The organism is Pseudoalteromonas sp. MQS005 (assembly GCF_001661605.1).
In the GTDB taxonomy this organism is placed as follows: domain Bacteria; phylum Pseudomonadota; class Gammaproteobacteria; order Enterobacterales; family Alteromonadaceae; genus Pseudoalteromonas; species Pseudoalteromonas tetraodonis.
Map to the genome: position 1 here is coordinate 50,687 of NZ_LYRQ01000025.1, position 9,328 is coordinate 60,014.

General features: G+C 39.2%; 7 protein-coding genes. 6 read left to right on the plus strand and 1 reads right to left on the minus strand.

What is annotated here, in order from left to right; translation table 11 throughout:
* Positions 1-55 precede the first annotated feature (55 nt).
* Complete coding sequence (locus A9479_RS10425; protein WP_064663383.1) at positions 56-1,846, minus strand: M61 family metallopeptidase; 1,791 nt, start codon at positions 1,844-1,846, stop codon at positions 56-58.
* Positions 1,847-2,071: 225 nt separating this feature from the next.
* Between A9479_RS10425 and A9479_RS10430 the strand changes: the two genes are divergently transcribed.
* The 6 genes from A9479_RS10430 to A9479_RS10455 all read left to right on the plus strand — a co-directional run bounded on the left by A9479_RS10430 (position 2,072) and on the right by A9479_RS10455 (position 9,117).
* A complete protein-coding gene (locus tag A9479_RS10430; protein ID WP_013463272.1) occupies positions 2,072-3,580 on the plus strand; it encodes a GGDEF domain-containing protein in 1,509 nt (502 codons plus the stop codon).
* Positions 3,581-3,657: 77 nt separating this feature from the next.
* The gene (ppnN, locus tag A9479_RS10435; protein WP_013463271.1) at positions 3,658-5,001 is read left to right on the plus strand and encodes a nucleotide 5'-monophosphate nucleosidase PpnN; all 1,344 of its coding nucleotides are present in this window, start codon (positions 3,658-3,660) and stop codon (positions 4,999-5,001) included.
* Between the two features lie 8 nt (positions 5,002-5,009).
* Positions 5,010-5,783 carry a flap endonuclease Xni gene (xni, locus tag A9479_RS10440; protein ID WP_013463270.1) on the plus strand — a complete coding sequence of 258 codons (774 nt, stop codon included), beginning with the start codon at positions 5,010-5,012 and terminating at the stop codon, positions 5,781-5,783.
* A 69-nt stretch (positions 5,784-5,852) separates the two neighbouring features.
* On the plus strand, positions 5,853-6,248 hold the full coding sequence (locus A9479_RS10445; protein ID WP_024600863.1) for a DUF3192 domain-containing protein: 396 nt from the start codon (positions 5,853-5,855) through the stop codon (positions 6,246-6,248).
* Complete coding sequence (locus A9479_RS10450; RefSeq protein WP_064663384.1) at positions 6,248-7,930, plus strand: hypothetical protein; 1,683 nt, start codon at positions 6,248-6,250, stop codon at positions 7,928-7,930. Before A9479_RS10445 ends, A9479_RS10450 begins: the two co-directional genes overlap by 1 nt.
* A gap of 179 nt (positions 7,931-8,109) precedes the next feature.
* Entirely contained in the window at positions 8,110-9,117 is a 1,008-nt protein-coding gene (locus A9479_RS10455; RefSeq protein ID WP_013463267.1) for an isocitrate dehydrogenase, read from the plus strand.
* Positions 9,118-9,328 lie beyond the last annotated feature (211 nt).

Below are 9,328 nucleotides of genomic sequence, written 5' to 3' on the forward strand. Positions count from 1 at the left end.
AAGGAGCTCAGGGTTTGTACCCTAAGCTCCTTTTTAAACAATATGATATACGATGTTAGTCGTCTTTTTTCACATCATTTGGATGCGCTACACCCATCCATGCTTTAAATAATGCTTTTTGCTCATCAGTTGCATTTTTATTCGCAACCACTTTTTTAGGTTTTTCGAAGTCTTCAGACAACACAAGCTCAGTCGACATTAATGCATCACGACGAATAAAATCAACAGTAACTTTGTCGCCTGCTTTAAAGGTTTCTAGGCTGGCTGTTAAGTCTTTACCTACATGCTTTTTATTAATAGCGACGAGTTTATCGTCGGTGGTTAAGCCGCCTTGCCATGCTGCACCATCGCGGCGTACATGGGTAAGCGTAAGTAACTCGCCAGTATTTTTAGTAAATGCATCTAAGCTTGGTGTGGCCTTGGCTTTTTCTGGTAACTCTAAGCTTAAACCTACTTTTGCTAGCAGTGCATCAAAATCAAGGTTGGCTGGTGAGCTAACATTTGCCTGCCACCACGCGCTGTAATCACGCCCTGATAGTTGTTTTAAAATAGCCAGTACGTCTTGCTCAGTAAACCCTGCCGGTAATTTATGCTGTTTATAAAGCGCTTTATGTACATCTCTGTAGCTAATTTTACCTTGGCTATTTTCAAGTAGGTCGATATCTAACGCCATCGACAATAATGAACCTTCAAGGTAAATATTAGTGCTGTAGTTACGTGCGTGATCGCCGCCTTGGTTTATCCATTTATCAAAACTGGTTTCGCTGGCACTTTGTACTTCACGCCCAGGGGTAGTGAGGTGGCGGTTAATGGTTTTGCTTAATACTTTAAAAAACTCATCGTTAGTTTGAATACCCGAACGCACTAATAAATGATCTTCAAAATAGCTGGTAGAGCCCTCTGCTATCCATAGCAATTTTGAATAATTAATATTAGTGTAGTCATATGGCGCAAGCCCTTTAGGACGGTACGCTTTTACATTCCAAGTATGAATAAACTCATGAGCTGCAGTACTTATAAAACCTAAATAGTCTTCACGTTTAGCAAAGCGGTCGCGTGGGCGCTGAATAATCGTTGAGTTTAAGTGCTCAGTTGCCCCGCTTGCGCCTGATGTAGCATGTACCATAAATACATAACGTTCATAAGGGTAGCTGTCCCAAATCACATTGCCGGTAGCCACTAGCTTTTTCAAATCGGTTAGCATCAGTTCAATATCGTAATTGCCCTCACCCCATACCACCAGTTCGTACTCACGACCATCAACTTCAAAAGTGCGTAGCTCGTTAATACCGGTTTCGATTGGCGAATCAACTAATACATCGTAGTCACTGGCTTTAAAGCTGTGCTTATTTTTATAATTTTCCATGCCTGACACAGAGCGCCATGCTTTAGGGACGTTTAATTCAACCGTTACTGGCTCTTGGCGAAATGATTCGCTAAACATAAAAAAGCCTGACGCATCAATAAAGGCATGGCTGTCGTCAATATGGCGGGCGCGCTTACCTAGCTCATTGGCATACACTTGGTAATCTATATTTACTTCAGTGGGTTCATTTAAATGAACGCGCCATGTGCTGTGGTCAATCTTTTCCCACTTTAATGCATTACCTTCATCATCACTGACTTTAAAGTAGCGAACGCCATTGGCAAGATTTAAAATTTCATAACGACCAGTGCGCCATGCTGGAAGTTTCACATCTAAGAAAGACTGCGCCGTTTTAGGAAATTCTACGTTCACATCACCTAAATGATGCTCTGGCTGAGAAATGTTTAAAGCGTAATTAACGTCGGCAAATACCGGTGCTGAACAGGCAGCTAAAATTGATAAGGCAAGTAGCTTTTTCATAAAGGCTCTTTTTTATATAACGTATTGTTGTGCCAAGGTTAACAAGACCCATTTTAAAAGTGAATTAAAAGCGATAAATACACTTATATTTAAGATCGTTCGTATTTTGTTGCTAAAAACATTAAGTTTTTGATCTCATACCTACTATTAATATGTTTTTGTTGTAAACTAAACCAATAAAGGTATTAAAATAATGGTGTGTAGGTGTCTAGGAGCTCCAATACGGTGGAACAAAAACTAAAACAAGCAATTGACAGTAGAAAAGTAATAGAAAGCGCTCGTAAACATCAAGTTGACACCCTTTCTAACTTTGCGGCTAAGTTATCTTTAAGCTGTAAAGGACTTGATATTGAGCTTGATAACCGCCTAGCAAAGTTCCGTAGCGCATTAAACAAAGGAATGGATTTTGAAGACTTCTCTCCTTTGGTAGATGATATTTTGGCCTTGCTAAAAAATCAGGAAGCGATTCAACTAGCGCATCAACGTGATCTTCTCACCAGCGTACAAAATGCAGGAAAACAGTTACAACAAACGAAAGGCCTGCCTGACGAAACCCGCAGAACGCTGCGTCATTTATTAGATAACCAACTTGACGATATACAATCGGTGCATGGGTTTATCCCAATATTAAACCAATTGATCACCTTTTATCATCAAGCTTTAATTGCTAAAAGCAATAATACCTTTGAACCACCCAATCTAAGTGTGCTCACTGAAAAGCTGTTTAAATTAGTTAGTGAGCTCGTACTAGAAGAAGAAGCCAACGAATCACTGTATTTAATAAAAAAACGCATTGCTAAAAATAAAGCCGTTGACCAGCTACTTGATGCCGCAATAGATGTGATTACTTTAATTGTTAAAAGTATTCACGTTGAACGTGAATCAGCGCAAAGCTTTTTAGCTTCATTAAACCAAACACTTGAAGAGCTGCATCGGTCATTGGTATCAACCAGTGAACACTCTGAATCAATGAATGTTGAATTTGACTCAATAAATCAACGCATTGGTGAAAAGCTAGAAAGTTTAAATACACAAACAAAAAATGCGACCTCAATCACAGCGTTAAAGCAGCTAGTTGAAAACGAGTTACGCTCACTCAGTGCAGATATTTTAGAAAAAGAGCAACTCGAACAAAAAGATCGCAGAATTTTAGTTGCCAGCTTTACGCAAATAAATGAAAGAATTAATAGCTTAGAAAACAAAGTCAGTAACTATAAAAAACGTTTAAATGAGCAACGATTTAAAAGCTTACTCGACAGCCTGACAAAACTGCCTAATCGCGCGGCATTTGATGAGCGTTACAACCACGAAATTAATTTATTTAACGAACAACCGTCAGACATAACGCTAGTTGTTATAGACGTCGACCATTTTAAATCAATCAACGATCGATTTGGCCATACTGCGGGCGATATTACTTTACAAGTTATTGCCAAAGCGCTGCAAAAGTCGATTAGGCAATCAGATTTTATTGCACGCTATGGCGGCGAAGAGTTTGTGCTATTAATGCCACGCACTTCACTTGAAAACGCGACAGCGCACCTCAATAAATTAAGACAGTCTATTAAAAAGATACCGTTTAAATTTAAAGACAAACAAATTGAAATTACTGTTTCGCTAGGCGCAACCCAATTTAAAGAGGGTGATACCCCTCTAAAAGCATTTGATAGAGCCGATCAAGCTTTATACGATGCTAAAAATTCAGGCCGGGATCGTCTGTGCATTAGTAAATAGTGTTATGCATTTCTACCTTTGAGTACAAGGCATAATTACGCAGTAAATTTACCCAAGAAGTATCAAGGAGAATGCCGATGCTAATACAGTTAAACCCAACAGGGGTATTAGATTTATTATCGCAGCTAGAAGTAGACCTACTAGAACAGTCATCAACAAGCGAACGCTACAGGTTATTCAGAAATTGTGTTTTAGCTGTGCTTAATGTAGGCAGCCATACCGATGTAAGTAACGATATATACGAAAAACATAAAGACTTTGATATTCGTTTAGTAAGCCGTGAACGCGGTATTAAAATTGAATTAGAGAACCCGCCGCAAACGGCCTTCGTTGACGGCCACATAGTCACCGGCATACATGAGCACATATTTTCGGTTATTCGCGATATCTTATTTATTTGCCAAAAGTATGAAAAAAATCTCCAAGAAACTAAAGCCATTACCCACATGGTTTTTGACATGCTTAGAAATGCCGACGCTCTTAAAGTAAATAGTGAACCTAACATGATTGTATGTTGGGGCGGCCACTCTATTAACGAAATAGAATATAAATACACTAAACAAGTAGGTTACGAATTAGGCTTACGCGGGTTAAATATTTGTACTGGCTGTGGGCCTGGTGCAATGAAAGGCCCGATGAAAGGCGCCACTATTGGTCATGCCAAACAACGTATAACTAACAACCGTTATTTAGGTTTAACTGAGCCCAGCATTATTGCAGCTGAGCCACCTAACCCGATTGTGAATGAACTGGTTATTTTACCCGATATTGAAAAGCGACTTGAGGCCTTTGTTCGCACCGCTCATGCCATTATTATTTTTCCTGGTGGTGCAGGCACAGCTGAAGAACTATTGTATCTATTAGGCATTTTGTTGCACCCTGAAAACGAAAAGCAATGTTTACCTGTTATTCTTACCGGTCCAAAACAAAGTGAAGCTTACTTTGAGGAGCTGTGTCAATTCATTCAAATGACTTTAGGCGATGCAGCCCTAGATAAATTTGAAGTGATTATTGATGATCCTCAATTAGTAAGCCAAAAGTTAAAGTCGGCAATGAATGGTGTACGCGAATACCGTAAAAGCCAAGGGGATGCATATTACTTTAACTGGACCTTGAAAATAGACAGTGATTTTCAGCAACCTTTTTACCCCTCTCATGAGGCCATGGCTTCGCTTGATTTACACCTTGATCAACCCAAACAACAGTTAGCGGCTAATTTACGCCGTGCGTTTTCGGGAATAGTGGCGGGAAATGTAAAAGAAGAAGGTTTAAATGCGATTAAAAAAGACGGCCCATATGTCCTCAGTGGCGAGCCTGATTTAATGAAAGCAATGGACACACTTTTACAAGCGTTTGTAGAACAAGGTAGAATGAAGCTCCCTGGCAGTAAGTATATTCCTTGTTATACAATAAAAGCGTGAGTTTATAATTGAATCCCCATTTACTTCTTATTGATGCGCTTAATTTAATTAGGCGCATCTATGCTGTTGATGCTAACCAAACGCATCACAGCGACGAACATATGTTAAAAGCATGCTGCGCTCGAGTAGCACATGCCTGCAAAAAACTCATAACAACCACTAATGCAACCCATGCAATTGCTGTATTTGATGGCGATAAAAGTTGGCGCTATCACTTTTACAAAGATTACAAACATTCGCGCGCCCCGATGCCACAAACGTTAAAAGAAGCCTTGCCACATTTTAAAGCGGCCATTGAAGAAACCGGCATTGTGGTATTTGAGCCGACTAACGATGAAGCCGATGATATTATTGCAACATTAGCCCATAAAGCCGCCAACAATCAGATAAATAACACTATTGTCTCTACCGATAAAGGGTTTTTACCGCATTTAAATGAGCAAATTGAAGTTTATGATTACTTTAAAAAACAACAGCTCACACAGCAGCATATCCAAGAACGTTTTGGCGTGGCACAACACAAACTCATAGACTTTTGGGCCCTGGCAGGAGACAAAACCAATGACATTCCAGGTGTTAAAGGCATTGGTGTTAAATCGGCACAACAATTGGTGAATCAGTACAACACTCTCGAAGAGGCATTAAGCGATGAATCATTAAGTGCGCGCTTACAAAAAAAGCTTGCTGATGATATGGATATGTTTGTTATTTCTAAACAACTGGTGAGTTTGCGTACTGATATCCACTTAGGCTTTAGTTTAAAGCAGTTAAGGCTTAATTAGTCGCAAGTTAATGGCACTGAACGATCGCAATACGTATACTAGTAATAGTTATATTGGTCTGGGTAGGCAATGTTTAAAAAGTTTTTTAGGTATTTGATATTGGGATTAGGTTTATATGCACTGATAGCCACGTCGGTTATTATGTTTTATAAAGACGATCCACAAGCAATGATTTGGCAAGACCGCGAAGCATTCAATAAACGCTATATTGAAAAACTGCGCTTAGAAGATGCTTTTACGCTAAACGCTGTGCTTGAATATTTAGGCAGCCCAGATTTAACCTACGCCAAGCGCGATGGTGAACAGGTGTGGCAAGTTATATTTTATCGTACACAACATAAAACCTCGGATGGCATTACCACCATGGATGAATGTACCGGGTTATTATTTAAAAACGGCCAACTAATAATGTGGGGCCCAAGTGCTTATGAAAAATACCTTGAGCAAAATGATGGAACAATTTAATGGAAGCACCACTGTCGGGTAACCTAAAAAAGCTACTCGAAAGCACACAGTTGCTTTTAGGTTCACATAATAATAAAAACCAGTGGCATACTTTTTACCCGATTGTTTGTAAACTTGCAGAACAATACGCAGCGTTATATAAACAAAACCCAGCGGCGTTACAAGCTCAGCTCAATTTGTATAAAACACACTATAGCTTTGCAACCAATTTAGTGGTTAATCAATGTGTTTTAACTTGTGCATTAAGTGCTAGCCAAAATTACGATAAACACTTAACAGAGCTTTATATCAGTGCCTCATTGGTGGAACACCTTTGTGTTGCTAATCAGTTGAATAAACTAGCCCAGCAGCAAGCATTTACTAATACCGACACTAAAATGTGGCAGTTACGCCATAAACTCGCTGCCAAAGTGATATTGACATCACAACAACCAGCACATCAAATTGCCCATATTTTAGCTAAACTAGCCAAATACAAACACGCATTATTAAACACGCCTAAAGTCATGCTTTATGACGGAGCCAGTGTATTGGTTGCTTTGGCAAATATTTTGGCGCTTAACGTAACCTGCAACGCAAAACAGCAGCATATTAGTTTTTATAAAGCAGTAGCTGATTTGTACATAAGAACCCCCAACTCATTTGCACAGGGACTATTAAAAGACTTAGTGGCACACGTTGGACAATATGTACCAGGTAGCCAAGTGGTTTATGCTGACCAAACAATGATTTATTTGGCTACAGATTCGGCAGGCCGTCATATTATCGTTAATAATGCCAATACAAAAATGGCCTGGTATCGAATAAAAGCATCATTAGAGGATGGCTCAAAGGCATGGCCGTGTAATGACGATCGCTTGTTTTTAAAAGTTTGGGACAGTGAATACCTGCATATTGTTCATAAGAGTGACAATACACAGTCCTCTTTGTACGAATTAGTTAAACAAATAAAAAACCAACAAGAGTACAGTTACAAAGCATTAAATACATTACTTACCCCTTATCCTAATGTTATAAAATCAGTGTGCCATGCAGTAAAACAGTATAATAAAGAGCTGCAACCGGCAAAAGATTTAAGGCATAGCTTGTCTATGGTCGGTTACGATAAGGCCCCTGCGATTATTCAAGGCATGGTTTTCGAGCAGTTAGTAAATAGTATTGCCCATCCTTTACATACATTTTTGTGTACCCGCATGGGTTGTTTAGTCAACATTGTAGAGCTGTTAGTAAAACACGATAAAAATTTGCAAAGTGAACGCATTAGTTTGAGCCTATATGCCTATTTATATTATCTATTAATTAATTACAGCCCAGAAGTTTCTAGAAAAATCACCCTAGACCAAACACCGAATAAATCCTTAGATACGCCAATATGCACATTTTTTGGCATAAACAATGTTGATACCCCTCATTTAACTAATGAGCTTAATGAATTACTTAGTAGCGACCCTTGGGCAATAGCGTTATTAAAAGCTGAAACATTGCCTAAAAAGCAGCTCGATGATAGCGCTAAGTTGTGGGCAGCTTTGAAAGTTGTAGCCCAGCGCGTACTTAAACCTAACCAGCCATTAACAGCATGGCAACAGCAGATATTAAATCAACAACTCACCCGCCATGGCTGGAAAAGTGAGGCCATTTTTTATCAATCCCTGCAGCAATTAGGTCTGCACAATAGTATTTAGCTAACTTATTATCACTATAAATTAAAGTTATACCCTGTATTTGCAGTATAAACTGGCAAAATGTTCAATAAATTGGTATAAATGCCGGCTTAAATTTAGCACCCCTGTCATATAAGTAGTCTAAACTCTGTGAGTATTTTTTATTTATGTGTGTATCCAAATCTTTAAAGGAAAAGTTCATGGCCAAACAAACCATAACAGTGATCAAAGGCGACGGCATCGGCCCAAGCATTATCGACTCAGCACTTGAAATACTAAAAGCCGCAGGATGCGATTTTGATTATGAATTTGTTGACGCTGGCCTCGCTGCGCTTGAAAAAACGGGCGAATTGCTTCCACAAGAAACAATTGACACGATTGCTAAAAATAAAATCACTTTAAAAGGTCCATTAACGACCCCTGTAGGCGAAGGCTTTACATCAATCAATGTAACACTTCGTAAGCAGTTTGGTTTATACGCTAATGTTCGTCCTGTGAAGTCGTTCGCAGGTACTAAAGCACGTTACGATGACATTGATATTATTACTGTTCGTGAAAATACCCAAGGTATGTATTCAGGTGCAGGTCAAGTAGTGAGTGCTGATGGCAACGAAGCTGAGGCAATGTCTGTGATCACGCGTGAAGGCGCTGAAAAAATCGTTACTTTTGCATACGAGCTAGCTGTACGCGAAGGCCGCAAAAAAGTAACCGCTGTTCATAAAGCAAATATTTTAAAATCAACATCGGGTTTGTTCTTAAAAGTTGCTCGTGAAGTGGCTGAACGTTACCCTGAGATTGAATCAACTGAAATGATTGTTGATGCAACCTGTATGAAACTAGTAATGACACCGGAAGAGTTTGACGTAATTGTAACGACTAACCTATTCGGCGATATTTTATCTGATTTATGTGCTGGTTTAGTTGGTGGTTTAGGCATGGCGCCTGGTGCTAACATTGGTGAAGATGCGGCTATCTTTGAAGCTGTTCACGGTAGCGCACCTGATATTGCAGGTAAAAACCTAGCAAACCCTACGTCAGTTATTTTAGCGTCTATTCAAATGCTAGAGCATTTAAATATGGGCGATACGGCAGAGCGCATTCGTAGCGCAGTGGCAGATGTAATTAAATCAGGCGACCGTACTACTCGCGATTTAGGCGGCAGCCATGGTACAACTGACTTCACTCAGTCGGTAATCGACCGTCTGTAACAGTATAATTGAATTATAAAGCCAACATCTGTTGGCTTTTTTTATGCCTGCTCAAAACCGCTTGTATCACTTTAATGTAATTAATGTGTATTTAAGCTCCCTACTCCTTAAAATTAAAAATGCATAATTTCTGCTTTTAAAGTGAGAATATTTCATAACAATTAGAATTTAAGATTAAAAAAGATATAAAAGTGAATTTTTAATCCAAAAA

Excerpts from the sequence above, each read along its gene's own strand:
- A9479_RS10450 (WP_064663384.1), top strand. The coding sequence starts at position 6,248 with ATGGAAGCACCACTGTCGGGTAACCTAAAAAAGCTACTCGAAAGCACA.
- ppnN (WP_013463271.1), top strand. The coding sequence starts at position 3,658 with ATGCTAATACAGTTAAACCCAACAGGGGTATTAGATTTATTATCGCAG.
- A9479_RS10425 (WP_064663383.1), bottom strand. The coding sequence starts at position 1,846 with ATGAAAAAGCTACTTGCCTTATCAATTTTAGCTGCCTGTTCAGCACCG.
- A9479_RS10445 (WP_024600863.1), top strand. The coding sequence starts at position 5,853 with ATGTTTAAAAAGTTTTTTAGGTATTTGATATTGGGATTAGGTTTATAT.
- A9479_RS10455 (WP_013463267.1), top strand. The coding sequence starts at position 8,110 with ATGGCCAAACAAACCATAACAGTGATCAAAGGCGACGGCATCGGCCCA.